This is a genomic window from Pedococcus dokdonensis (assembly GCF_900104525.1).
Classification (GTDB): domain Bacteria; phylum Actinomycetota; class Actinomycetes; order Actinomycetales; family Dermatophilaceae; genus Pedococcus; species Pedococcus dokdonensis.
Map to the genome: position 1 here is coordinate 112,963 of NZ_LT629711.1, position 22,800 is coordinate 135,762.

Below are 22,800 nucleotides of genomic sequence, written 5' to 3' on the forward strand. Positions count from 1 at the left end.
GACCACGCGGCATACCAAACCAGCGTGACAGGCGGGCCGGCCGCCGCGCCACTGATTTTCAGCGCGCCTTCGCGTCCAGGCGTGATGCACGTCGCGGGTGGGCAGGCTCACACGGGCTGAACCTGTGCTGGCGGTGAGTCGCTCGGCATACTCGCCGGTATGTCCAGACTGCAGCAGACCGATGGCCTGACCGAGGAGCAGATCGAGCTGGTGAAGCTCGTGCGCGAGTTCGTCGACGAGCAGATCATCCCGGTGGCGCAGGAGCTCGAGCACCAGGACGAGTACCCCACCGAGATCGTCGAGGGCATGAAGGAGATGGGGATCTTCGGGCTGATGATCCCCGAGGAGTACGGCGGCCTGGGCGAGTCGCTGCTCACCTACGCGCTGGTGGTCGAGGAGATCGCCCGCGGCTGGATGTCGGTGAGCGGCATCGTCAACACCCACTTCATCGTCGCCTACATGCTGCTGCAGCACGGCACCGAGGAGCAGAAGCAGCGCTACCTGCCGCGGATGGCGACCGGCGAGGTGCGCGGCGCCTTCTCGATGAGCGAGCCCGGCCTCGGCTCGGACGTCTCCGCGATCCGCACCAAGGCGGTGCGCGACGGCGACACCGACAACTGGTCGATCACCGGTCAGAAGATGTGGCTCACCAACGGCGGCAGTGCGAATCTCGTTGCGGTGCTGGTGAAGACGGACCTCGGCGCCGAGTCGGTCTACAAGAACATGACGACCTTCCTCGTGGAGAAGGAGCCCGGCTTCGGCGAGACCGCCCAGGGCGTCACCATCCCGGGGAAGATCGAGAAGATGGGCTACAAGGGCGTCGACACGACCGAGCTCGTCCTCGAGGGGCACCGGACGACCAGCGCGCAGATCCTCGGCGGCGAGCCCGGCAAGGGCTTCTACCAGATGATGGACGGCGTCGAGGTCGGTCGCGTCAACGTCGCCGCCCGCGCCTGCGGGGTGTCGATGCGAGCCTTCGAGCTGGGGATCGCCTACTCCCAGCAGCGCGAGACGTTCGGCAAGAAGATCGCCGAGCACCAGGGCATCCTCTTCCGGCTGGCCGACATGGCCACCAAGGTCGAGGCCAGCCACCAGATGATGGTCAAGGCCGCCCGGCTCAAGGACTCCGGCGCGCGCAACGACCTCGAGGCCGGGATGGCCAAGTACCTCGCCGCCGAGAACTGCGCGGACGTCGTCGAGCAGTCGTTCCGGATCCACGGCGGCTACGGCTACTCCAAGGAGTACGAGATCGAGCGCCTCTACCGCGAGGCCCCGATGCTGCTGATCGGCGAGGGCACCGCCGAGATCCAGAAGATGATCATCGGCCGCCGCCTCCTCGAGGACTTCAAGCTCAAGTGACGGGTAGGCCGCGTGGCCCGGCCACGCGGCATACCCCGCCGGCGCCCTCAGGTGTCGCACGGGAGGCGTCCAGCGCGCTCCCAGAGGGTTTTGAGACACTGGCCCCATGAGCACGCAGCCCAATGCCATGGCCAGGTCCCGTGCGGTCCTGTCGCTGGAGTACCCGATGTCCCTCGGGCGGTACGACACCTACGACAAGGCCCAGAAGGCCGTCGACTACCTGTCCGACCACGAGTTCCCGGTGCAGAACGTCCTCATCGTGGGCACCGACCTCAAGCAGCTCGAGCGCGTGACCGGTCGGCTCACCCGGCAGCGGGTCGCAGTGGGTGGGCTCGTCTCCGGCGCGTGGCTCGGACTGTTCGTCGGGCTGATCTTCGCGCTCTTCGACACGGGCAACGGCGCCGGCCTCCTGGGCATCCTGCTGACGGTGGCGTTCGGTGCGGTGTTCGGGCTGATCTGGGCCCTGATCGGCTACGCGCTGACCGGCGGCAACCGTGACTTCACCTCGGTCATGCAGGTCGTCGCGACCCAGTACGAGGTGCTCGTGGAGCACAAGTTCGTCGCCCAGGGCCGCGAGCTGCTGACCAAGATGGACCCGATGGCGGCCGCCCAGGCGCAGGTCGACGCCGCCCGCGAGGCAGAGCGCCAACGGGCCGCCAGCGAGCAGGTGACCCCTCCGCCCCCTGCTCAGGGCTGAGGCGCTCGCGAGTCTTTGAGGGACCCGAGGGACCAGGACCCGTCAGATCCCGCGAAGACTCGCGCGCGGCGGGGGGAGGCGCGGACCCGGCCGCGCGGCATACCCTCCATCCCATGACTGAGACCGGAGGGGACAAGCCCACACTCGCCGACTTCGGCGACGACTTCGCGTCCGTGCTGTGCGTCGTGGCGCACCCGGACGACATCGAGTACGGAACCGCCGCAGCTGTCGCGAAGTGGACCGCCGCCGGCAAGACGGTGACCTACTTCCTGCTGACCAAGGGGGAGGCAGGGATCGACACCATGCACCCCGACGAGGCGGCTCGGGTGCGTGAACAGGAGGAGCGCGACGGGGCGGCGATCGTCGGCGTCAGCGAGGTCGACTTCGGCACCCACCGTGACGGCAACGTCGAGTACGGCCTGGCGTTGCGCCGCGACATCAGCCGCGAGATCCGGCGCCGCAAGCCCGACGTGGTCGTCACCGGCCACTACGGCGACCGGTTCGTCCAGGGCATGCTCAACCAGGCCGACCACCGGGCAGTCGGGCTCGCCACCGTCGACGCCGTCGCGGACGCGGGGAACCGGTGGATCTTCCCCGAGCTGGTCGACGAGGGGTTCGAGCCGTGGAACGTCAAGCGGCTCTGCTTCGGCGGCTCGCCGACGCCTACCCACTTCGTCGACGTGGGGGAGCACTTCGACCAGGCAGTCGCGTCGCTGGAGGCGCACGAGGCCTACAACTCCGCGCTGCCGGACGAGTTCCCCAAGCCCGCCGAGCTGATCGGCATGATCCTCGGCTGGGGTGGTCAGGCCGCCGGGGTCGACAAGGCCCTCACCCTCGACGTCGTCGAGCGTCGCTGATCCATGCAAAAGGCGAGTTAGCGCCGCTGGAGCGGCGCTAACTCGCCTTTTGCATGAGCTGGCGACGGGTGAGCGGGCACAGAGCGGCGCTAACTCGCCTTTTGCATGAGCTGGCGACGGGTGAGCGGGCACAGAGCGGCGCTAACTCGCCTTTTGCATGAGCTGGCGACGGGTCAGCGGGCACAGAGCGGCGCTAACTCGCCTTTTGCATGAGCTGGCGACGGGTCAGCGGGACTGGACGTCGCGGATCCAGGCCTCCACGTCGGCCGACGTGCGGGGCATGGCCGCGGACAGGTTCTCGTGGCCGTCCTCGGTCACCAGGACGTCGTCCTCGATCCGCACCCCGATGCCCCGGAACCGCTCCGGCGCCTTGAGGTCGTCGGCCTTGAAGTAAAGGCCCGGCTCGACGGTCAGCACCATGCCGGGCAGCAGCTCGGCGTCCATGTACTCCTCACGCGTGGCCAGCGCACAGTCGTGCACGTCGAGGCCGAGGTGGTGGCTGGTGCCGTGCACCATCCAGCGCCGGTGGTACTGGCCGTGCTCCTTGTCGAGAGTGTCCTCGACCGAGATCCCTTCGGGCAGCAGTCCCCACGCGTGCAGGTGCTCGGCGATCACGCGGATCGCGGCGGCGTGCACGTCGGAGAACTTGTTGCCGGGCTTCACGGCGGCCAGCCCGGCCTCCTGGGCTGCGTAGACCGCGTCGTAGACCTCGCGCTGGGCGTCGGTGAAGGTGCCGTTGGCCGGGAGCGTGCGGGTGATGTCGGCGGTGAACAGCGAGTCGACCTCGACCCCGGCGTCGAGCAGGATCAGGTCGCCGTCCTTGAGCTCACCGGTGTTCTTGATCCAGTGCAGCGTGGTCGCGTGGTCGCCGGCGGCGGCGATCGAGTCGTAGCCGACGCCGTTGCCCTCGTGGCGTGCCGTGAGACCGAACACGCCCTCGACCCAGCGCTCGCCGCGACCCTTGGCGACGGCCTCGGGCAGGTCGGCGATCACGGCGTCGAAGCCGTGGTGGGTGGCCGCGACCGCCTTGCGCATCTCCTCGACCTCCCACTCGTCCTTGGTCAGGCGCAGGGTCGACAGGAAGTGCGCGAGCTCGTCGTCGGCCTCGGTGAGGTCGTCCTGCTCGGTGGTCTCGTCGGTGCGGGCCGCGTCGAGCTCGCGGGTCAGGTCGCGGTCGGCGTCGCGGACCAGCCGCACCGACACCTCGCCGGCGTCCTTGACCACGGCGTCGGAGAACTCGTCGATGTGGCGGCCGGTGACGCCGAGCTCGGTCTCGATGTCCTCGATCGTCGGCCGCGCGCCGACCCAGAACTCGCCGTAGCGGGCATCGGCGAAGAACTCGTCGGTGTCGCGCCCGGCGAGCGGGCGGAAGTAGAGGATCGCCTCGTGGGTGCCGTCGTCGCGCGGCTCGAGGACGAGCACGGCATCGGGTTCGCGGTCACCACCCAGTCCGGTGAGGTGGACGAACGCGCTGTGCGGCCGGAAGACGTAGTCGGTGTCGTTGCTGCGCACCTTCAGTCCGCCGGCGGGGATCACCAGCCGGTCGCCCTCGAAGGCGGCGCTCACCGCGGCACGCCGGGCCGCGGCATAGCGGGCGGCCTCGCTCAGCTCGCTCGGACCCGGGCGACGCGGTGCCCAGTCCTCGGCGACGAACGCACGGAACTCGTCCGTGGTGGGGCGGGCGCGGTTCTCCGGCTTCTGCTGCTCTTCGCTCACCGGCCCATCGTGCCACGACACGAGGCGGCCTCGTCCGTCTGGTGGGTTTGGTCCGGGTCGTCCTTTGCCAGCATCGGGGGATGGCGCGGCACAGGGGCAAGGCCAGACGTTTTGCCGTCATCAGTGGGGGCGCCCTGCTGGTGGTGGCCCTGGGAGTGGGCGGAGCGTATGCCGCCATGACCGGGGGCATGGCCAGGCCACCTGCCGCGGCTGGCAGCTCGACGACGTCTTCACCATCGGCTTCCTCGTCGAGCTCCTCGAGCAGCACCACGCCCGCCTCGACCGGCACCCCGTCGGGCCAGGCATCGACCGGCACCTCGTCGACCCCGGGCAGCGCGTCCTCCAGCACCACGTCGGCGAACGCCGACGCGACCGCGGCGGCAGCGCTCGCCACGTGCGTCACGACGGTGCGGGCCCAACAGAGTCTTGCGACCGCGGCGGCCGCGTCGGCGCGGGACTGGCGACTGCACACCGACGCCCAGCGCAAGTTCGACTCGGGGACCTTCACCGTGCAGCAGACGAAGGCGCAGTGGGCCGCCTCGAAGGCGCGCGGGCCGGCCGACCTCGCGGCCTGGACCCGCGCCGTCGCGGCCGTGGACCGCGTCAAGGGTGGTTGTGCGGGTCTGGCGACTGCCACGGCAGGCTCCCCGGCCGAGGGCGCCGCGAAGAAGTGCACCGCGCGGACGGCGGCGCTGTCGAAGGTGGCGGCCGCCGGCGCTGTCGTGCACCGGCAGTGGGCGGCGCACCTCACGATGATGGCCCACAAGGAGCACACCGCCGAGGCTGCCTACCTCGAGCGCTGGGCTGCGATGGTCGAGGACGCGGGACCCGCTTTGGCGACCTACCGCGGCGCCGCGGCCGCGCTGGCCAGGGCGCCGGCGTGCGCCACCGTCCCGAGTGGGTGAGAGACCTGCAGGGTGACGGTCAGCCGTCGGCGAGGAGCGCGAGCACGGCCTTCTCGACCGCCGCCTGGCGGCGCTCAGGAGTGCGGTAGCGCCGCGGGTCCACGGCGATGGTCGAGCCCGACTCGTAGCGGTCGAGCACCCGGGGGTCGATGTAGGAGTTCTTGGCGATCGTCGGGGTGTTGCCGAGGTATCCGGAGACCTCCTCGACGGCCGCCTTGATCGCACGCTTGCGCGACGCCTTGGTGTCGCCCGGCTCGTCGGTGCTCGCGAGCGCCACGGCGGCCAGCACGGTCGCGTGCCAGGTGCGGAAGTCCTTGGCGGTCAGCTCACCCCCGAGCAGGTCGGCGAGGTAGGCGTTCACGGCGGTGGAGTCGAGATCGGCCCAGCGCCGGGCGTCCTGGTAGGCCAGCAGCCTGCGACTGGCCGACTTGCGTCGTCGCATCCGGTCGAGCGCCGCGATGGCGGCGGCGTCGTCGATCTCGATGCTGTGCTCGATCCCCGACTTGCCGACGAAGGTGAAGACGATGACGTCGCCCTTGCGGCGGACGTGCTGCCGCTCCAGGGTGGTCAGCCCGAACGACCCGTTGTCCTGGGTGTAGGCGTCGTTGCCGATCCGGAAGTAGCCGAGGTCGAGCAGCCGGACGGCGGTCGCGGTGGCCCGCCCACGCGGCATCCCCTCGAGGGCGAGGTCGGCCAGGATCCGACGGCGGGCCGCGGGCAGCTTCGCCGCCGCCGCCAGCACGCGGTCGAACTTGCTCTGGTCCTGCTTGAGCCGCCAGACCGGGTGGTAGAGGTACTGCCGCCGCCCTGCCACGTCGGTGCCGACGGCCTGGATGTGGCCCTGGGGGAGCGGGCAGATCCAGACGTCCTCCCAGGCCGGCGGGATCGCCAGCGACCGGATCCGCTCGACGTCGTCAGCGCCCAGCCGCTGCCCGTCGGCATCGAGGTAGACGAAGCCCTTGCCGGCCCGCCGCCGCCGCCAACCCTTCATCTGCGGCGACACCCTGCGCAACCTCGACACGGCTAGAGCCTGTCGAGGGCGGACTTGAGGGTCTTGGCGGTGTCGTTGCCGAGCTTGTTGAGCAGCGGCATGGCCAGCGGCCACAGCCAGCGACCGAGCCCGGTGAACGAGAACTCCGCCCGGTAGTCGACCGAGGAACCGGACCCCTCGGGCGTGACCGTGATGGTGTCGCGGCTGGTGGTCGTCTCGTTGCGCCCGACGATGACGAAGCCGTTATCACCGACGCTCTCGAGGGTGTAGTCGAGGTCGACGGTGCGGCCGGCGAACTTCGAGACGTTGTGCCAGACGGTGCCGGGGCCGCCGTCCCCCGAGAGCAGCTCGCAGCTGACCGTGCCGGAGTCCCACTCGACGGCGTTCTCGAAGTCGAGCAGGTAAGGAAGGGCGCGGCTGGGGGGTGTGGTGGTGCTGACGGTGCGCTGCACGGTGGGCATCAGGTGGCTCCTGTGGTTCGGGGCGGGTCGAGGGTGTTTCGGAGGCGAGGGTGTTTCGGAGTTCGAGGGTGTTTTCGGAGGCGAGGGTGTTTCGGAGACGAGGTCTGGGCGGTTCGGTGCCGGATCAGTGCCGCGGGTTGCGTCGGGCGATCGCGGTGGTGAGGGCGGTGGCGAAGGCGCACCACCCGGCATACGCGAGCAGTCCGGTGGCCTTACCCCGTCCGGCCGGCGCCACACGTCGGGCCAGGTCGACACTGCTGGCGGTGAGGGCGGCGCACTCGGCGGCGGCCACCCAGGGGCGGTGGGCGCGGAAGAAGAGTCCGGTCCAGCCGGCGTTGAGGACCATGTTGACCGCCAGCGCGCGTTCGAGGTTGCGCGCGTCGTCGGGGCGGTCGCGCTCGGCCAGCACCGACGACGCAGCGGCGGTGAGCAGCGCGACCTCGGCGTAGAGGCCGGTCCAGACCACCGGGAAGGCGGCCGGCGGGGGCTGCCACGCAGGCTTGTCGAGCTTGGCGTACCACCGGGACCCGGGGTCGGTGAGGGCCGACCCCACGACGGCCGCCGTGGCGACGGTGGCGGTGGTCCGCCGGACGGTTCGCCGCCAGAGGAGCGGGTCGACGGTGCGCAATGCGGACCGGACGGCCTCGTCGAAGCCCCGCAGCCCGCCCGGTGGCTCGCCGATCGCGGTCTGCACGTCGTCCTCGTGGCAGATCGCCTCGTGGACGAGGCTGCCCACCAGCGGGCGCGCGATGCCCGCGGAGATCGGTGTGACCAGCCCGACCCAGAGCCCGGCGAGCCGGGGTGTGAGTACCGGCACCGACACGACCAGCCGCCGACCGAGCCCGGCCACGCGGGCGTAGCGCTGCATCATCTCCGCGTAGGTGAGCACCTCGGGTCCGCCGATGTCGAAGGTGCGGTTGCTGTCGCGGGGGAGGTCGGCCGCGCCGACGAGGTAGTGGACGACGTCGTCGACCGCGATCGGCTGGATCCGGTTGTCGACCCACTTGGGGGCGACCATCGCGGGCAGCCGCTCGGTGAGGTGGCGCAGCATGTCGAAGGAGGCCGAGCCGTCGCCCAGCACGACACCGGCCTGGAGCACGGTGGCTGGGACGGGTGCGGCGAGGAAGATCTCGCCCACCTCGACCCGTGATGCCAGGTGCTCGGACAGCTCGCCGGAGGGGTGCAGCCCGCTGAGGTAGACGAGCCGACCCGTGCCCGCGTCGGCTGCCGCCGCCGCGAAGCCCTGCGCCATGGTGCGGTCGCGCTCGACGAAGCTGCCCTGTCCATCCATCGAGTGCAGGAGGTAGTACGCCACCTCGACACCTTCGAGGGCGCGGCCGAGGTCGTCCGGCGAGGTCGCGTCGCCGGTGACCACCTCGACGTCGTCCTGCCAGGGGCGGCCGTGCAGTCCCGCGGCCTTGCGGGTCAGCACCCGCACCTGCCAGCCGGCGTCGAGCAGTGCCGGCACCAGCTGCCCGCCGATGTAGCCGGTGGCGCCGGTGACGAGGGCCGTGCGGGGCCCTGCGGTGGTGTCGGTCATGAGTCAGCTCCCGGTGGACAGGACGGCGGGCAGGAGGAAGAGCATCCCGAGCGACCACGTGAGGTGCGTGACGACCGGGCCGAGGATGCCGCCGGTGACCCGGCGCTGCAGCGCCGTGAGCAGCCCGAGCAGGGCGGCGGCCAGGACGAGCAGGGGTATGCCGGCGCCGACCGTGGTCAGCGCGTAGACGACGGTGGTGATCGCGACGGCGTGCCGACGCCCGACGGCCGCGTAGAGGGCTCCGCGGAAGTAGAGCTCCTCGGCCACGCCGTTGACCGCGGTGATCGCCGCCACGATGGCCAGCGAACCGAGTCGCGCGTGGTCGAGGAGGTGCTCGACCGGGTCGCGCAGCAGCGGCACCCGGGCGACGACGAGGGCGCCGGCGAGGAAGATGGCCAGCAACAGCGCGCCGAGCGCGAGGGACTGCACGATCGGTCGGGCGTCCTCGCCGCCGGCGCGGGTGTGCGCGCGACCGAGGTGCAGCGGCCCCGAGGCGACGGCGCCCACGGCCCACACGGCAGCCAGACCGAGACCGGCGACGTAGAAAAGCGGGTCGCCGGGCTGGATCCGCAGCGCGAAGGCGAGCACGACGGCTCCGACCACCAGCGTGACGAGGGCGACGACCCGTCGGCGGTGGAACGCGGCGTCACTCTCGGTGTGGTCGCGGGCGACCGGCGTGACCAGGGCTGCGCGGATGAAGTCGCCCACCTCCCGCAGCGGGTGCAGCCCTGGACGGTGTCCTCGGGTGGGGTCGGTCATCGCCGGACTGCTTCGTACCGCCTCAGCGCCTCACGCCGCTCGTCGGCGTGGTCGACCACCGGCTCGGGGTAGCCGTGCGCGTAGCCGTCGTCGTGCTTCCACGGCTCGTGCACCGCCGGACCCCGGAGGTGGGCCAGCTCCGGCACGTAGCGCCGGACGTAGTTGCCCTCGGGGTCGAACCGCAGCCCCTGCGTGATCGGGTTGAACACCCGGAAGTAGGGGGAGGCGTCGGTGCCCGTGCCGGCCACCCACTGCCAGCCGTGGTTGTTCGAGGCGATGTCGCCGTCGATGAGGTGGTCGAGGAAGTGCCGGGCGCCCACCGGCCACCACACGTGCAGGTCCTTGGTGAGGAAGCTGGCCGTGACCATCCGCATCCGGTTGTGCATCCAGCCCTCCTGGAGCAGCTGTCGCATGGCGGCGTCGACCACGGGGTAGCCGGTGCGGCCCTGGCGCCACGCGTCGACCAGGTCGGCGGCCTGGTCCTCGTCGGCGTACTCCATCCCGGACAGGGCCGGCCGCAGGTCGTGCCAGGCCGAGCGGGGGTGGCGCCAGAGCACGTCGGCGTAGAACTCGCGCCAGGCCAGCTCGGTCTCGAACTTGTCCGCACCCTGGCCCAGGTTGCGGCGTCCGTCGTGCAGGTCGGCGAGCATGGTGCGGGGGTGCACCGCGCCGATCTTGAGGTAGGGCGACATGCGCGACACCCCGTCGAGGTCGGCGCGGTCGCGGTCCTTGCCGTAGTCGGCCAGCGCCCCGTCGCGGAACTCCGCCCACCGCTCCAGCGCGGCGTCCTCGCCGGCTGCCGGCAGGTCCGGCAGGCCCTTGGCCTCACGCGCCTTCTTGAGAGTGGTGCGGGCCTGCTGTTCCGAGCTCACGCTGGCCAGCCGCAGACCCTTCGGCTCCGTGGCCGGTCCCGGCCAGCCGTGCTGACGCCATGCCTTGGAGAACGGCGTGAAGACCTTGTACTCGGACCCCTCGCCGTTGGTCACCGTCCCCGGCCCCACGGCATACGGGGTGCCGGTCTCGACCCAGCGCACGCCGGCCTCGTCGAGCGCCGCGGCCACGGCACGGTCGCGACGACGACCGGCGGGCGTGGTCTCCCGGGAGACGTGCACGGAACCCGCGCCGAGCTCGGCGGCGAGGGCGGGGACGATCTTCACCGGGTCGCCCTCCCGGATGCAGAGCCGCCCGTCGTAGGCCGCCTCGGTCGCCTTGAGGGTCTCGGCCAGCCAAGCCCGGCGCACCGTGCCGGCGCTGCGCCACAGCGCCGGGTCGAGGACGAACACCGCGGCCACCTCGCCCTGCCCGTCGTCCGAGCGGGCCGCGTCGTGGGCCGCCCCCAGAGCGGGCAGGTCACCCCGGCGCAGGTCGCGGCGCAGCCAGAGGATGCTCGGCGACGGCATGGGGCTCCTCTCGGTTCGGCGACGTTCAGCGACAGGTCGAAGGCACCACGCTAACCGCCTGACCTGCAATGTTCAAAGTATGTGCAACCTTCCGGTGCTGTCGGCGGATCGGGTCAGAGGGTGCCGTCCGGGCCGCTGCGCCGCGCCTCGTCGGCGCTCGCGTCGTCGGGCATGGTCTGGCTCACCCGCTCGGCCTCGACCCGGCCGAGGTAGATCTCGATCTCCTCCTTGGTGCGCGCCTCGTCCCACCCGAGGACCGGCGCGACGAGGGCGGCCGCAGCCGGCGCCGCCGACACCCCGCGGTCCCACGCCTCGATCGAGATGCGGGTGCGCCGGGTGAGGACGTCGGTGAGGTGCAGCGCCCCCTCGTGGGAGGCGGCGTAGACGACCTCGGCGCAGAGGTGGTCCTCCGCGCCCTCCAGCGGCTGGCCCAGCTCCGGCCGCTCGGCGACCAGGCCGAGCACCTCCTGGGTCAGGGACCCGTAGCGGCGCAGCAGGTGCTCGATCCGGGCGACGTGCAGGCCGGAGCTGCGAGCCAGCGCCTGCCGCTGGTTCCAGGCGGCCTGGTAGCCGACCCCGCCGAGCAGGGGGATCGTGTCGGTCGTGGACTCGGCGGTGCGACCCGGAATGGCCTGGGCCGCCTCGTCGACGGCGTCCTTGGCCATCACGCGGTAGGTCGTGTACTTGCCGCCGGCGACGACGACGAGTCCCGGCGCGCTGTGGGCCACCACGTGCTCGCGGGACAGCTTGCTGGTCGACTCGGACTCCCCGGCGAGCAGCGGGCGCAACCCGGCGTACACGCCCTCGACGTCCTCGTGGGTCAGCGGCGTCGCCAGGACCCGGTTGACGTGGTCCAGCAGGTAGTCGATGTCGGCGCGGGTCGCCGCGGGGTGGGCCTTGTCGAGCGCCCAGTCGGTGTCGGTCGTGCCGAGGATCCAGTGCCGACCCCACGGGATCACGAAGAGCACGGACTTCTCGGTGCGCAGGATCAGCCCGGTCGAGGAGTGGATCCGGTCGCGGGGGACGACGAGGTGGATGCCCTTCGAGGCACGCACGTGGAACTGGCCGCGCTCGCCGACCATCGCCTGGGTGTCGTCGGTCCACACCCCCGTGGCGTTGACGATCTGCTTGGCGTTGATGACGAACTCGCGGTCGGTCAGCTTGTCGACCGCTCGCACCCCGGTGACGCGCTCGCCCTGGCGCAGGAAGCCGACGGCCGCCACGCGGTTTGCGACGTGGGCGCCGTAGCTGGCGGCCGTGCGGGCCAGCTCCATGGTGTGCCGGGCGTCGTCGACCTGCGCGTCGTAGTACTGGACCGCGCCGGTCAGGGCACTGCTCTTGAGGCTCGGCATGAGGCGCAGCGCCTGGCGCCGGGTGAGGTGTCGGTGGTGGGGGAGGCCGCCGCCGTGGCCGGAGCTCATCGCCATCGCGTCGTAGAGGGCGATGCCCGACCCGACGTAGGCGCGCTCCCAACCGTGGTGGGTCAGCGGGTAGAGGAACGGGACGGGGCGCACCAGGTGGGGCGCGAGCCGGGTGAGCAGGAGGCCGCGCTCGTGCAGCGCCTCGCGCACCAGCGCGAAGTCGAGCATCTCGAGGTAGCGCAGGCCGCCGTGGACCAGCTTGCTGCTGCGCGACGAGGTGCCGCTCGCGAAGTCGCGCTGCTCGATCAGGCCGGTGGACAGGCCACGGGTGACGGCGTCGAGGGCGGTGCCGGAGCCGACGACACCCCCGCCGATCACGAGCAGGTCGAGCTCCTCGCCACTGCCGAGCTGCTCGATCGCGCGGTCACGGCGCTGCGGCGAGAGCGTCGTGTCGGTGCCAGCCAGACCCATGTCCTACCCCTCGTCGACGTCCACCCAGTCCAGGGTGCGTTCCACGGCCTTGCGCCACCCGGCATACCCGTCGCTGCGCTGCCGGTCGGACCAGGTCGGTGACCACCGCTTCGACTCCTGCCAGTTGGCGCGGAGCTCGTCGGTGTCCGACCAGAACCCGGTGGCCAGACCTGCAGCGTAGGCCGCGCCGAGCGCGGTCGTCTCGGCGACCACGGGCCGGGACACGGGAACGCCGAGGATGTCGGACTGGAGCTGCATGCAGAGGTCGTTCGCGGTGACGCCGCCGTCGACCTTGAGCACCTCCAGCTCGACTCCGCTGTCCTTCGTCATCGCGTCAGAGACGTCGCGGGTCTGGTAGCAGATCGCCTCGAGGGTGGCCCGCGCCAGATGGGCGTTGGTGTTGAACCGGCTCATGCCGACGATCGCCCCGCGGGCGTCCGGTCGCCAGTAGGGGGCGAACAGGCCCGAGAAGGCGGGCACGAAGTAGAGCCCGCCGGTGTCGTCGACCTGCTTGGCGAGCCGCTCGATGTCTGCCGCGCCGGAGATGATGCCGAGCTGGTCGCGCAACCACTGGACGGCCGAGCCGGTGACCGCGATCGAGCCCTCGAGCGCGTAGACGGGCTTGGCGTCGCCGAGCTGGTAGCAGAGCGTCGTCAGCAGACCTGACTCGCTGCGGACGATCTCCTCGCCGGTGTTGAGGATCATGAAGTTGCCGGTGCCGTAGGTGTTCTTGCCCTCCCCGGGCGCGAAGCAGACCTGGCCGACGGTCGCCGCCTGCTGGTCGCCGAGGTCGCCCGCGAGCGGCACCTCGCCGCCCAGGGGGCCACCGGTCCTCGTGGTCCCGTAGAACGCGGGGTCGGAGCTCGGCCGGATGGTGGGGAGCATCTGGCGGGGGATGCCGAAGAAGCCGAGCAGCTCGTCGTCCCAGTCGAGCGTGCGCAGGTCCATCAGCATGGTGCGGCTGGCATTGGTCACGTCGGTGACGTGCACCCCGCCGTCGGTGCCCCCCGTGAGGTTCCAGAGCAGCCAGGTGTCGATGGTGCCGAAGAGCGCGTCGCCCCTCTCCGCGGCCGCGCGCGCCCCGTCCACGTGGTCGAGGATCCACTGCACCTTGCCCGCAGAGAAGTAGGCCGCGGGCGGGATGCCGGCGCGCTCGCGGATGACATCACCCCTGCCGTCCTGGTCGAGCTGGCGGGCGATCCGGTCGGTGCGGGTGTCCTGCCACACGATCGCGTTGTGCAGGGGCCGGCCGGTGCGCTTGTTCCACACCACCGTGGTCTCGCGCTGGTTGGTGATCCCCAGCGCGGACAGGTCGGACGGCTGCAGGTCGAGGTTGGACAGCGCCGAGCCGATGACGGTCTGGGTGCGCTCCCAGATCTCGAGCGGGTTGTGCTCCACCCAGCCGGCCTGCGGCATCACCTGCTCGTGCTCGAGCTGGTGGCGGCCGACCTCGGCGCCGTCGTGGTCGAACACCATGAACCGCGTGCTCGTCGTCCCCTGGTCAACCGCACCAACGAAATCGGCCATGCAGCGACCCTAGTGCGACGTACTGCCGGCCACGCGCCATACGAGGGGTGTGATGGTCATTCCTTCGGGGCGGGCTCGCGCAGCTGGGGGCGGCCGGGCTGCTCACCACCGCGCGCCTCGAGGTAGCTCTGCTTCGGCACCATCACCTTGCGGCGGAAGATGCAGACCAGCGTGCCGTCCTGGTTGTAGCCCTTGGTCTCGACGTGGACGACGCCGCGGTCGTCCTTGGACGTCGACTCCCACTTGTCCAGCACCTCGGTCTGCCCGTAGACGGTGTCGCCGTGGAAGGTCGGCGCCACGTGGCGCAGCGACTCGACCTCCAGGTTGGCGATCGCCTTGCCCGAGACGTCGGGGACGCTCATGCCGAGCAGGAGTGAGTAGATGTAGTTGCCGACCACCACGTTCTTGCCGAACTGCGTGGTGTTCTCCGCGTAGTTGGCGTCGAGGTGGAGCGGGTGGTGGTTCATCGTGAGCAGGCAGAACAGGTGGTCGTCGTACTCGGTCACCGTCTTGCCGGGCCAGTGCTGGTAGACCGCGCCGACCTCGAACTCCTCATAGCTGCGTCCGAACTGCATGGCCCCCATCCTGCCGAGCAGGACGTCACCGCGACACCGGTGTGCCGCGTGCGTTCCCTCACAGCGGCGGCTCGGGAAAGCTCGCGGCGGCTCGGGAAAGCTCGGAGAAGGCTCGGAAAAAAGCTCGAAAAAAGTTTCGACCAAAGATCGAGGAGCACGTGACCCGCCCGTCAAGGTGGTGACAGGGCCGTGTGGCCACCATCCCCCACCGGGGCAGCAAACCGTGAAGGCAGCCATGAAATACGTGATCATGATCCACTCCAACCCCCAGCCGTGGGGCCACCCCACGAGCGACTTCCTCGCCGAGCACCAGGCCCTGCCGGAGGCCGAGCGGGCGCAGCTCAACGCCGACTTCGACTCCGTGCTCGAGGACCTGTCGGCCAAGGGTGAGCTGCTCGGCGGCCAGGCGCTGGGCGACCCGGCCGACGCCCGCCTGATCCGCTGGCACGCGGGGCGGCGCAAGATCACCGAGGGTCCCTACGCCGAGACGGTCGAGCAGTTCGCCGGGTTCTTCCTCATCGACGTCGCGAGCCAGGAACGGGCCGAGGAGGTCGCCCTCAAGTTCGGCGGCCCCGGGGAGACCGTCGAGCTGCGTCCCGTCGCCGACTGAGTCGTTCGGCAGGAATCGGCCGATCGCCCGAGCTCGCGGGCATCCCGGGGTCCTGTGCTCGGGAACCGGGTGATTGGCCGGCTTCCCGGGCGATCAGCTCGTCCCGGCGTCGACGGAGCTCCCGACCGGCTCGTAGAAGTAGTTGTTGTCGCCGGTGACGAACTTGCGACCTCGTCGATGAACAGCCCGAACCCGATGCCGGCGAACACGGTGGCGACGGTCTTCGCGGTGCGGCTCAGGAACAGCATGAACATCAGCAGCGCCACGAGCATGCCCAGGCCGCCCCAGAGCAGGTGCGCCAGGTGCAGGGTCCCGCTGCCGAGCTGAGGGAACCCGGTGGCCGCGAGGTACATCCGGGTCAGCGCGATCGACAGCACCGAGCAGACGAGGAAGACCTCGAACCGGTCCGCCCCCTCGGCATCGCGGATCGGCAGACGCGTGCTGGAGGCCACCTGCCGATGATCGCACGCGGTGGGCCCTACCCTTGGGCACGTGCCGATCGACCTCCACACCCACTCCACGGCGAGCGACGGCACCGAACCCGCCGACGTCGTCGTGGCGGAGGCGGCGCGCGCCGGCCTCGACGTGGTGGCGCTCACCGACCACGACACGTATGCCGGGTGGCCGGCTGCCGTGGCCGCCGCCCACGAGGTGGGTGTCGACCTGGTGCGCGGTGTCGAGGTCTCGTGCTCGCAGCGGGGGGTCAGCGTGCACCTGCTGGCCTACCTGGTCGACCCGCAGGCGCCCGGCCTGCTCGCCGAGCTGGACCGCGCGCGCGACTCCCGGGTGACCCGGATCGACCGGATGGTCGAGCTGATGGCCGCCGACGGCATACCCGTGACGGTCGAGGAGGTGCGGGCCCGGGCAGGCGACGGCACCACGCTCGGCCGGCCCCACGTCGCCGACGTCCTGGTCGACAACGGCTTCGTGTCCACGCGCGACGAAGCGTTCTCGGACGTGCTGCGCAACGGCAGCCGCTACCACGTCTCGCACTACGCCCCCAACCCCGTCCGCGCCGTCGAGCTCGTGCGCGCAGCGGGTGGTGTGCCGGTGATGGCGCACCCGTTCGCGAACGGCCGTGGGTGGACCGTGGACGACGCGGTGATCGAGCGGATGGCCGACGCGGGGCTCGCGGGGCTCGAGGCGCACCACCGCGACCACACGCCGGCCGAGCGCACCCACGCGGTCGAGCTCGCGGCGCGGCTGGGGCTGTTCGTCACCGGGTCGAGCGACTACCACGGCTCCGGCAAGGAGAACCGGCTCGGCGAGAACACCACCACCCCGGAGGTCCTCGCCCGGATCGAGGACCAGGCAACCAGCGGCATCGACGTGGTCAGGGCGGCACGCGCGTGAACGACATCATCGACCTGCAGACCTTCGGCTCGGTCTTCGTGACCCTGCTGGTGATCATGGACCCGCCCGGCGCCCTGCCGATCTTCCTCGGGCTGACCAGCTCGCTCACCCAGAAGCAGAAGGTTTCGGCCGCCCGGCGGGCCTCGCTCGTCGCGTTCGGGGTCATCGCGGCCTTCGCGGTGTTCGGCCAGCAGATCCTCAACTACCTGCACATCTCGCTGCCGGCGCTGCAAGGGGCCGGGGGGCTCCTGCTGCTCCTCGTGGCGCTGCAGCTGCTGGTCGGATCGGAGCAGGAGCAGCACGCCGACGCCGGGGTCAACGTCGCTCTGGTGCCGTTGGGCACCCCCCTGCTGGCCGGGCCGGGGGCGATCGTCGCGACGATGTTGGCCGTGCAGGGCGCCGACCGCGCGGCCGACTACGTCGCGGTCGCCATCGGCCTGGTCGCCACGATGGTGGTGGTGTGGCTCTTCTTCCGGTTCGCCGGCTACATCCACCGGGTGCTCAAGGACAGTGGGACGGTGCTGCTCACCAAGATCGCCGGGCTGCTCCTGTCCGCCATCGCGGTGCAGATGGTCGCCGACAGCATCCGGGCCTTTGTCACCGGTACCGCCTAGCGTGGGCGACATGGGTGTGGGTCAGGCAGCCGCGGGGGAGGCAGCGCTGGGCGACGGCGGGCCGGCACGGGCCGCGGGCGTGCAGCAGGAGTTCGTCGGTATGCCGCAGCGGCTGTTCCGGGGCAGCCCCAGCAAGCTGCTGGCGTGGGTCGACTGCCCGCGCCGCTACCGCATGCAGTACCTCGACCGACCGGCGCCGCCGTCGCGGCCGCAGCGCGCGCACACGTCGTTCGGGGTCGCCGTCCACAACGCCCTGCGTGACTGGTGGGACCTGCCGGTGGAGCGCCGGTCCCCGGCTGCAGGGGCCGAGCTGGTGCGCACCTCGTGGATCGACGTCGGCTTCCGTGACGCCGACCAGTCGCTCGAGTGGCGCGAGCGCGCGCAGCAGCACGTGGTCGCCTACCTCGACGACGTCGACCCGGCCCACCAGCCGCTCGGCATCGAGCGGACCGTGTCGCTCAAGACCTCCGTGCTCACGCTGCAGGGACGGATCGACCGGCTCGACGACCGCGGCGGCGAGCTGGCGGTCGTCGACTACAAGACCAGCCGGTCCCAGCCGACCGACGACGACGCGCGCACCTCCCTGCCGCTGGCCCTCTATGCCGCGGCGGCCTGGAAGATGTTCCGCCGCAAGTGCGTCCGGGTCGAGCTGCACCACCTCCCGACCGGCACCGTGGCCGCCCACGATCACACCGGCGAGTCGCTGAAGCGCAAGGTCGACGAGGCCGACTCGATCGCCCGGGAGGCCCGCGCGGCCGAGGCCGACTACCGCGAGCTCGGCGTCGACTCGAGCCGGTTCCCGGCCAGGGTCGGCCCGATCTGCCAGTGGTGCGACTTCCGCGCACACTGCCCGGCGGGTCAGGCCTTCGGCCCGGAGAAGTCCGACTGGGCCGCCCTGGAGCAGCCGGCAGCCGTGGCGACAGGCACCGGCGCGCTGACCTGACGGTCGGCCTGCCACCGGCGGGTGGGTCTCACCAGTCCCAGCGGATCCCTACCACGCCCGGTCCGACGTGGTGCAGCACGTGCTGCACGCTGGTCGACCCCGACAGCGTCACCGGTCGGGAGGTGGTCCGCGCGCCGAGCGTGCTGTAGGTCTCGACGCGGGACGGCAGCCGCTCGGGGGAGAAGCGGACCCAGATCATCAGCTCGGTGACCTCGCGCAGCAGGTAGTACTCGATGCAGTGCCTTGCGCCCAGGTCGCGGGGCAGCACCACGCGGTGCTCGGCCGCAGCCGTCTCGCCGAGCCGCAGCGGCCGGTCGAGCACCAGCTCGGCGGCGAAGACACCGACGTCGGGACGGGACACCTCGCGACCCACCCGGCACCCGCTGACGGGGACGAACTCGGCCCGCTCGCCACTGGGCACGTCGATGGTCAGCAGGGCGGGCAGCCGCTGGGCGCCGGGCCGGACCGCTCGCACCACGTTGCGGATCGTCCGGAACCGCTCGACGCCCGCCTCGTCGACGTCGAGGGTGTCGTGGATGGTGACGTCGACCAGGTCGGGGCTGGTCCCGAAGCCCAGGTCGGTCAGGGCCAGCTCCGCGGCCGGGTGGTCGATGGGCAGCGCGCCGTGGGTGACCTGCTGCGGCACGAACGGCCGCCGCCGCGGCCCGATCCGGTCGAGGAGGTGTCCGTGCGGCAGCTGCAGGAGCTCCTCGAGGTGGAGCACCGCGCGCAGGGAGGAGCCCCGCTGCGGGAGACTGCGTCCCGACTGCCAGTAGCTCAGCGTGGCGATGCTGACCGGGGTGCCACGCTCGGCCAGTCGACGACGCAGGGACTCCAGGCTCCGCCCGCTGCCTGCGATGGCGCTGCGCAGCGCCTCGGAGAACCCATCGGGCTCGGCAACGCGCGACCCACCCCGGGTGGCGCCGTCCACGGCGTCCCCTGATGCCATGCTGCCACCCCCTGCTGGGCGCTGCGGTGCGACGAGCGTGGTGCGGCCTCCCCCCGGCACCCCAAAGCTCTTGAAGGCTCAACAGTACAGCCGTGAGGGGCCGGGCATGGCGCAACCGGCGGTTTTGCTCCGGCGGCGACCGGGCGGGTGGGGGCACCTGACAGACTTGCCCCACCGGCATACCCGTCGAGGCAACCACAGCAGAAGGGCGGCCCTGGTGCCCACCACCCGCACGAAGCCGGCCACCGTCGTCGCCGTGGCCAACCAGAAGGGCGGCGTCGCCAAGACGACGTCGGTCGCGTCGCTGGGCGCGGCCTTCGCCGAGCAGGGCCGGCGCGTGCTGCTCGTCGACCTCGACGCGCAGGCGTGCCTCACCTTCAGCCTCGGGGTGGACCCCGACGAGGTTGACCGCTCGGTCAACGAGGTGCTGCTCGGGCAGGCCTCGATCGCCGACGTGACGGTGACCTGCGACGACGGGGTCGACCTGGTGCCGAGCGTCATCGACCTCGCCGGCGCCGAGGCGCAGCTGCTGCCCAGGCCGGGGCGCGAGTTCGTCCTGCGCACCGTCCTGGAGGAGGTGCGCGACGACTACGACGTGATCCTGCTCGACTGTTCCCCGAGCCTCGGCGTGCTGACCCTCAACGCCCTGACGGCCAGCCAGGCCCTGATCATCCCGATGCCCTGCGAGATGCTCAGCCACCGCGGGGTCGGCCAGCTGCTCGACACCGTGGCCGACGTCCAGAAGATCCTCAACCCGGCCCTCGAGGTCTGGGGCATCCTCCCGACCCTCTTCGACGGCCGCAGCAACCACGCTCGCGAGGTGCTCGCCGACGTGGGTGAGCGCTACGACCTCCCGGTGCTCGACCCGCCGATCCCGAAGACGGTGCGGTTCGCCGAGGCGCCCGCCGTCGGTCGCTCGATCCTCGCGACCTCTCGCACCTCGAAGGGCGCGAAGGCCTACCGGGACGTGGCGGCAGCCCTCGCCAAGCGCCTCTGAGCAGGGCCAGCTGACGGGTCCGTGGCAATCCTCCGAACGGTTGGCATGGGTCCTCCACCGATCGGGTCCACCTGCCTGTCGAGGGCTCGGAGATCCCACGATTGCCTGTCTCGATGTGCATCTGGGCTCGATGGTGGGCATCATCGTTGCCGCTGCCGCGCGTGCCCCCGAACGATTGGCAGTCGAGGAGCCCCATGTCCGTCCCCCTGTCCCGCCGCCCGGCCTGGTTGCTGCGCGCCGTCGTCCTGGTGCTCGCCAGTGGTCTCCTGACGGTCGCCCCCACCGGCGCCCTGCCCGGTCAGCCCGGTGCCAAGGCGGCTGCCGCCGAGGTGGCGAGCACGGCTGCCACCCCTGCGGCCAGCTCGACGCACCCCTTCAGCGCCCCGATCTGGTCGCCGCTGCGCTCGTCGGCGTGGGTCGGCTGCGTCAAGACGAACTGCACCGAGGACGGCGGGGCCTACCACGGCTACTGGGCGATCGACTTCGCCGGTGAGCTCGGTGACCCGGTGCACGCGGCCGGGGCCGGCATCTTCCACATCGGGGCCAACGCACCCTCCTGCTCGTCGAGCGGGCAGACCGACGGGGTGTGGGTGTGGGTCGACCACGGTGGTGGCCTGGTCACCAAGTACGCCCACCTCGACTCCATCACGGCCACCGAGGGCCAGCTGGTCACCCCGGCGACGATGATCGGCCGGATGGGGCACTGGGGCGACACCGCCCCGTGCCTGTCCAACTACCTGCACTTCGAGGTGCGCACCGAAGGCATCAAGGGCCCGCGCATCGAACCCACGTCGCTCCGGGCCTGCACGAGCTCGGGTGTGGCGGTGATGCCCGGGATCTTCAACGGTGCGACCAGCTTCGACGCCGTCGACCGCCGCGAGTTCGCCACGCCGTCGGCCAGCTCGGGCTGCATCACGGACGTCTGGAACAAGACCCCCGCGCAGCCGACGCTGACTGCGACGCGCGCCAACCGGGCCGCGGTGGTGAAGTGGAGCACCCCGCCGGCCGGGGTCTACTACGTGCGGATCGCGACGCGCGCCTGGAGCAGCGCCCTGGGGCACTGGAAGGACCCGATCTACTCGACGGTCTCCGCCTCCAAGGGCAGCGCCACCGTCACGGGTCTGGCCAACGGGATCGCCCACCAGGTGCAGATCGCCTTCCCCAACTCCTCGGGCTACAGCCAGTGGTCGTCGATCGCGACGGTCACCCCCGCCACCGTCCCGTCGGCGCCGCCGTCCCCGCGCTACCTCACCTCGCCGAAGAACACCTACGTGCACTACGGCTGGTATGGCGCGGCGAACAACGGCGCGGCCCTGACCAAGTACACGACCCAGGTGCGGTGCTACCGCAGCGGCGTCTGGACCGCCTGGAAGAGCGCGACCACCGGCCCCACGGTGCTCTACTACAACCATCTCGGGCTCACCGGCTACACGTCCTGCCAGGTCAGGGTGAACGCCACGAACGGCATGGGCACCAGCGCCTGGTCGACGGTCAGCAGCATCCGCAAGAGCGCCTGAACCGCAGCCGGAGGACACCGGCGGCGGAATAGTCGCGGCGGGCAGGGACTTGTCCCCAGACGGGAACCGAACCCGATCCAAGGAGAAGCATGTCCCGCACCGCTGCCCTGTCCACCGCGTCCGCCGGAGCTCCGCTCACGGCGACGACCATCGAGCGTCGCGACCTGCGCGACGACGACATCACCATCGACATCGCGTACGCCGGCATCTGCCACAGCGACATCCACCAGGTCCGTGAGGAGTGGGGGAGCGCGATCTTCCCGATGGTCCCGGGCCACGAGATCGCCGGGGTCGTCTCGGCCGTCGGCGACGGGGTGACCCGCTACCAGGTCGGCGACCGCGTCGGCGTCGGCTGCATGGTCGACTCGTGCGGCGAGTGCGAGTTCTGCAAGGACGGCCAGGAGCAGTTCTGCGTCAAGGGCGCCGTCATGACCTACAACGGCAAGGGCTACGACGGCGAGGAGACGATGGGCGGCTACAGCCAGCAGGTCGTCGTGAGCGAGCGGTTCGCCGTCCGCATCCCCGACGCCCTCGAGCTCGACGTCGCGGCGCCGCTGCTGTGCGCCGGCATCACCACCTACAACCCGCTCAAGCGCTGGGGTGCGGGTCCGGGCACGAAGGTCGCCGTCGTCGGGCTGGGCGGCCTCGGGCACCTGGGCGTGAAGTTCGCCGCCGCCCTCGGGGCCGAGGTCACCGTGCTCAGCCAGTCGACCGCCAAGCAGGCCGACAGCACGCGGTTCGGCGCCGTCGACCACCGTGCCACCAAGGACGACTCGACGTTCAAGGACCTGCGCGGCACGTTCGACCTGATCCTCAACACGGTCAGCGCGAACCTGCCGTTCGACGACTACCTCGCGCTGCTCAAGCCCAACGGTGCGATGGTCAACGTGGGTGCGCCGAGCGACCCCAGCTCGTTCCAGGCGTTCTCGCTGATCGGGGGCAGCAAGGTCCTCGCCGGCTCCAACATCGGCGGGATCCCGCAGACCCAGGAGATGCTCGACTTCGCCGCCGAGCACGGCATCGCCGCCGAGATCGAGACGATCAGCGCCGACCAGGTCAACGAGGCCTACGACCGCGTCGTGAGCTCGGACGTGCGCTACCGCTTCGTCATCGACACCGCCACGATCACCGCCTGACCCAGCGTCACGGGGCACCGACCCCCGCCGCTATCTCATGCAAAAGGCGAGTTAGCGCCGCC

Annotated in this window: 21 protein-coding genes; 11 read left to right on the plus strand and 10 right to left on the minus strand. The window is 71.2% G+C overall.

Annotation, left to right across the window (positions count from 1 at the left end; translation table 11 throughout):
* Nucleotides 1-159 precede the first annotated feature (159 nt).
* From BLQ34_RS00625 to BLQ34_RS00635, 3 genes are all read left to right on the plus strand, one after another.
* Nucleotides 160-1,359 (plus strand): acyl-CoA dehydrogenase family protein, encoded by a 1,200-nt coding sequence (locus tag BLQ34_RS00625; RefSeq protein ID WP_091780127.1) that lies wholly within the window; start codon nucleotides 160-162, stop codon nucleotides 1,357-1,359.
* Between the two features lie 106 nt (nucleotides 1,360-1,465).
* Nucleotides 1,466-2,056 carry a general stress protein gene (locus tag BLQ34_RS00630; RefSeq protein ID WP_091780130.1) on the plus strand — a complete coding sequence of 197 codons (591 nt, stop codon included), beginning with the start codon at nucleotides 1,466-1,468 and terminating at the stop codon, nucleotides 2,054-2,056.
* Nucleotides 2,057-2,169: 113 nt separating this feature from the next.
* Nucleotides 2,170-2,913 (plus strand): PIG-L deacetylase family protein, encoded by a 744-nt coding sequence (locus BLQ34_RS00635; RefSeq protein WP_091780133.1) that lies wholly within the window; start codon nucleotides 2,170-2,172, stop codon nucleotides 2,911-2,913.
* Nucleotides 2,914-3,138: 225 nt separating this feature from the next.
* Here BLQ34_RS00635 and BLQ34_RS00640 read toward each other — a convergent pair whose 3' ends face one another.
* Nucleotides 3,139-4,629, minus strand: coding sequence for an aminopeptidase P family protein (locus BLQ34_RS00640; protein ID WP_091780136.1), 1,491 nt, complete (start codon nucleotides 4,627-4,629; stop codon nucleotides 3,139-3,141).
* Between the two features lie 80 nt (nucleotides 4,630-4,709).
* Here BLQ34_RS00640 and BLQ34_RS00645 point away from each other — a divergent pair, with 80 nt between their 5' ends.
* Complete coding sequence (locus tag BLQ34_RS00645) at nucleotides 4,710-5,534, plus strand: hypothetical protein (RefSeq protein WP_157692834.1); 825 nt, start codon at nucleotides 4,710-4,712, stop codon at nucleotides 5,532-5,534.
* Between the two features lie 19 nt (nucleotides 5,535-5,553).
* Here BLQ34_RS00645 and BLQ34_RS00650 read toward each other — a convergent pair whose 3' ends face one another.
* From BLQ34_RS00650 to BLQ34_RS00685, 8 genes are all read right to left on the minus strand, one after another.
* Nucleotides 5,554-6,537 carry a DNA topoisomerase IB gene (locus BLQ34_RS00650; protein ID WP_231961371.1) on the minus strand — a complete coding sequence of 328 codons (984 nt, stop codon included), beginning with the start codon at nucleotides 6,535-6,537 and terminating at the stop codon, nucleotides 5,554-5,556.
* Between the two features lie 20 nt (nucleotides 6,538-6,557).
* A complete protein-coding gene (locus tag BLQ34_RS00655) occupies nucleotides 6,558-6,986 on the minus strand; it encodes an SRPBCC family protein (RefSeq protein ID WP_157692835.1) in 429 nt (142 codons plus the stop codon).
* A gap of 124 nt (nucleotides 6,987-7,110) precedes the next feature.
* Nucleotides 7,111-8,526: a tryptophan-rich sensory protein gene (locus BLQ34_RS00660; protein WP_091780144.1), complete on the minus strand. Its 1,416-nt coding sequence runs from the start codon at nucleotides 8,524-8,526 to the stop codon at nucleotides 7,111-7,113.
* Between the two features lie 3 nt (nucleotides 8,527-8,529).
* Nucleotides 8,530-9,285 carry a CPBP family intramembrane glutamic endopeptidase gene (locus BLQ34_RS00665; protein WP_091780147.1) on the minus strand — a complete coding sequence of 252 codons (756 nt, stop codon included), beginning with the start codon at nucleotides 9,283-9,285 and terminating at the stop codon, nucleotides 8,530-8,532.
* Nucleotides 9,282-10,685 carry a cryptochrome/photolyase family protein gene (locus tag BLQ34_RS00670; RefSeq protein WP_091780149.1) on the minus strand — a complete coding sequence of 468 codons (1,404 nt, stop codon included), beginning with the start codon at nucleotides 10,683-10,685 and terminating at the stop codon, nucleotides 9,282-9,284. Before BLQ34_RS00670 ends, BLQ34_RS00665 begins: the two co-directional genes overlap by 4 nt.
* A gap of 113 nt (nucleotides 10,686-10,798) precedes the next feature.
* The gene (locus tag BLQ34_RS00675; protein WP_091780152.1) at nucleotides 10,799-12,517 is read right to left on the minus strand and encodes a glycerol-3-phosphate dehydrogenase/oxidase; all 1,719 of its coding nucleotides are present in this window, start codon (nucleotides 12,515-12,517) and stop codon (nucleotides 10,799-10,801) included.
* A 3-nt stretch (nucleotides 12,518-12,520) separates the two neighbouring features.
* Nucleotides 12,521-14,044, minus strand: a complete 1,524-nt coding sequence (gene glpK / locus BLQ34_RS00680) for a glycerol kinase GlpK (RefSeq protein ID WP_091780154.1) — start codon at nucleotides 14,042-14,044, stop codon at nucleotides 12,521-12,523.
* Nucleotides 14,045-14,100: 56 nt separating this feature from the next.
* On the minus strand, nucleotides 14,101-14,628 hold the full coding sequence (locus BLQ34_RS00685; RefSeq protein WP_331712516.1) for a MaoC family dehydratase: 528 nt from the start codon (nucleotides 14,626-14,628) through the stop codon (nucleotides 14,101-14,103).
* 226 nt (nucleotides 14,629-14,854) lie between these two features.
* Here BLQ34_RS00685 and BLQ34_RS00690 point away from each other — a divergent pair, with 226 nt between their 5' ends.
* The 4 genes from BLQ34_RS00690 (at nucleotide 14,855) to BLQ34_RS00705 (ending at nucleotide 18,139) form a co-directional block, all read left to right on the plus strand.
* Entirely contained in the window at nucleotides 14,855-15,229 is a 375-nt protein-coding gene (locus BLQ34_RS00690; RefSeq protein ID WP_091780160.1) for a YciI family protein, read from the plus strand.
* A 492-nt stretch (nucleotides 15,230-15,721) separates the two neighbouring features.
* On the plus strand, nucleotides 15,722-16,582 hold the full coding sequence (locus tag BLQ34_RS00695) for a PHP domain-containing protein (RefSeq protein ID WP_091780162.1): 861 nt from the start codon (nucleotides 15,722-15,724) through the stop codon (nucleotides 16,580-16,582).
* The gene (locus tag BLQ34_RS00700) at nucleotides 16,579-17,196 is read left to right on the plus strand and encodes a MarC family protein (RefSeq protein WP_091780165.1); all 618 of its coding nucleotides are present in this window, start codon (nucleotides 16,579-16,581) and stop codon (nucleotides 17,194-17,196) included. The genes BLQ34_RS00695 and BLQ34_RS00700 overlap by 4 nt, the downstream gene beginning before the upstream one ends.
* A gap of 10 nt (nucleotides 17,197-17,206) precedes the next feature.
* The gene (locus BLQ34_RS00705) at nucleotides 17,207-18,139 is read left to right on the plus strand and encodes a RecB family exonuclease (protein ID WP_231961372.1); all 933 of its coding nucleotides are present in this window, start codon (nucleotides 17,207-17,209) and stop codon (nucleotides 18,137-18,139) included.
* Between the two features lie 28 nt (nucleotides 18,140-18,167).
* On the opposite strand, the gene BLQ34_RS00710 is transcribed toward BLQ34_RS00705, so the two are convergent.
* The gene (locus tag BLQ34_RS00710) at nucleotides 18,168-19,088 is read right to left on the minus strand and encodes a hypothetical protein (RefSeq protein WP_157692836.1); all 921 of its coding nucleotides are present in this window, start codon (nucleotides 19,086-19,088) and stop codon (nucleotides 18,168-18,170) included.
* A gap of 217 nt (nucleotides 19,089-19,305) precedes the next feature.
* On the opposite strand from BLQ34_RS00710, the gene BLQ34_RS00715 reads away from it, so the two are divergent.
* The 3 genes from BLQ34_RS00715 to BLQ34_RS00725 all read left to right on the plus strand — a co-directional run bounded on the left by BLQ34_RS00715 (nucleotide 19,306) and on the right by BLQ34_RS00725 (nucleotide 22,738).
* Nucleotides 19,306-20,085, plus strand: coding sequence for a ParA family protein (locus BLQ34_RS00715; RefSeq protein ID WP_231961373.1), 780 nt, complete (start codon nucleotides 19,306-19,308; stop codon nucleotides 20,083-20,085).
* Nucleotides 20,086-20,279: 194 nt separating this feature from the next.
* On the plus strand, nucleotides 20,280-21,602 hold the full coding sequence (locus tag BLQ34_RS00720) for a peptidoglycan DD-metalloendopeptidase family protein (RefSeq protein ID WP_157692837.1): 1,323 nt from the start codon (nucleotides 20,280-20,282) through the stop codon (nucleotides 21,600-21,602).
* Between the two features lie 89 nt (nucleotides 21,603-21,691).
* Nucleotides 21,692-22,738 (plus strand): NAD(P)-dependent alcohol dehydrogenase, encoded by a 1,047-nt coding sequence (locus tag BLQ34_RS00725; protein ID WP_091780176.1) that lies wholly within the window; start codon nucleotides 21,692-21,694, stop codon nucleotides 22,736-22,738.
* Nucleotides 22,739-22,800: the final 62 nt, after the last annotated feature.

What these genes read in the sequence shown, in the direction of transcription:
- BLQ34_RS00685 (WP_331712516.1), bottom strand. Translation starts at nt 14,628, where the DNA reads ATGGGGGCCATGCAGTTCGGACGCAGCTATGAGGAGTTCGAGGTCGGC.
- BLQ34_RS00705 (WP_231961372.1), top strand. Translation starts at nt 17,207, where the DNA reads ATGGGTGTGGGTCAGGCAGCCGCGGGGGAGGCAGCGCTGGGCGACGGC.
- BLQ34_RS00710 (WP_157692836.1), bottom strand. Translation starts at nt 19,088, where the DNA reads ATGGCATCAGGGGACGCCGTGGACGGCGCCACCCGGGGTGGGTCGCGC.
- BLQ34_RS00625 (WP_091780127.1), top strand. Translation starts at nt 160, where the DNA reads ATGTCCAGACTGCAGCAGACCGATGGCCTGACCGAGGAGCAGATCGAG.
- BLQ34_RS00725 (WP_091780176.1), top strand. Translation starts at nt 21,692, where the DNA reads ATGTCCCGCACCGCTGCCCTGTCCACCGCGTCCGCCGGAGCTCCGCTC.
- BLQ34_RS00720 (WP_157692837.1), top strand. Translation starts at nt 20,280, where the DNA reads ATGTCCGTCCCCCTGTCCCGCCGCCCGGCCTGGTTGCTGCGCGCCGTC.
- BLQ34_RS00655 (WP_157692835.1), bottom strand. Translation starts at nt 6,986, where the DNA reads ATGCCCACCGTGCAGCGCACCGTCAGCACCACCACACCCCCCAGCCGC.
- BLQ34_RS00645 (WP_157692834.1), top strand. Translation starts at nt 4,710, where the DNA reads ATGGCGCGGCACAGGGGCAAGGCCAGACGTTTTGCCGTCATCAGTGGG.
- BLQ34_RS00665 (WP_091780147.1), bottom strand. Translation starts at nt 9,285, where the DNA reads ATGACCGACCCCACCCGAGGACACCGTCCAGGGCTGCACCCGCTGCGG.
- BLQ34_RS00670 (WP_091780149.1), bottom strand. Translation starts at nt 10,685, where the DNA reads ATGCCGTCGCCGAGCATCCTCTGGCTGCGCCGCGACCTGCGCCGGGGT.
- BLQ34_RS00660 (WP_091780144.1), bottom strand. Translation starts at nt 8,526, where the DNA reads ATGACCGACACCACCGCAGGGCCCCGCACGGCCCTCGTCACCGGCGCC.
- BLQ34_RS00635 (WP_091780133.1), top strand. Translation starts at nt 2,170, where the DNA reads ATGACTGAGACCGGAGGGGACAAGCCCACACTCGCCGACTTCGGCGAC.
- BLQ34_RS00630 (WP_091780130.1), top strand. Translation starts at nt 1,466, where the DNA reads ATGAGCACGCAGCCCAATGCCATGGCCAGGTCCCGTGCGGTCCTGTCG.
- glpK (WP_091780154.1), bottom strand. Translation starts at nt 14,044, where the DNA reads ATGGCCGATTTCGTTGGTGCGGTTGACCAGGGGACGACGAGCACGCGG.
- BLQ34_RS00690 (WP_091780160.1), top strand. Translation starts at nt 14,855, where the DNA reads ATGAAATACGTGATCATGATCCACTCCAACCCCCAGCCGTGGGGCCAC.
- BLQ34_RS00675 (WP_091780152.1), bottom strand. Translation starts at nt 12,517, where the DNA reads ATGGGTCTGGCTGGCACCGACACGACGCTCTCGCCGCAGCGCCGTGAC.